Genomic DNA, 293 nt, shown 5'->3' with positions numbered 1-293 from the left:
GCCGGTGGTGGGGTGGTGAGGGTGCCGGTGGCGTGGAGGGTCCAGGTGGTGGTGTGTTCGGGGCGGGAGGAGATGGTGAGGGTGCGGTGGTGGGTGGTGTCGGGGGTGGTGGTGCGGATCTGGAGGTGGTGGGGGGTGGGGTCGGGGAGGGTGAGGGGGGTGTGGAGGGTGAGTTCTTCGAGGTGGGGGGTGTCGGTGTGGTGGGCTGCTTGGAGGGCGAGGTCGAGGAAGGCGGTGCCGGGGAGGAGGACGGTGTGGTTGACGGCGTGGTCGGCGAGCCAGGGGTGGGTGCG

1 protein-coding gene is annotated in these 293 nt (G+C 71.7%); it reads right to left on the bottom strand.

The window, feature by feature from the left end; translation table 11 throughout:
- Positions 1-293, bottom strand: a 293-nt coding sequence (locus PUR56_RS12900) for a polyketide synthase dehydratase domain-containing protein (RefSeq protein WP_329948998.1), incomplete at both ends; no start/stop codon positions are given.

Source organism: Streptomyces sp. BE303 (assembly GCF_036290945.1).
GTDB lineage: Bacteria > Actinomycetota > Actinomycetes > Streptomycetales > Streptomycetaceae > Kitasatospora.
Note: the sequence above shows the minus strand (reverse complement) of the source record. Positions and strands in the feature narration are given on the sequence as shown.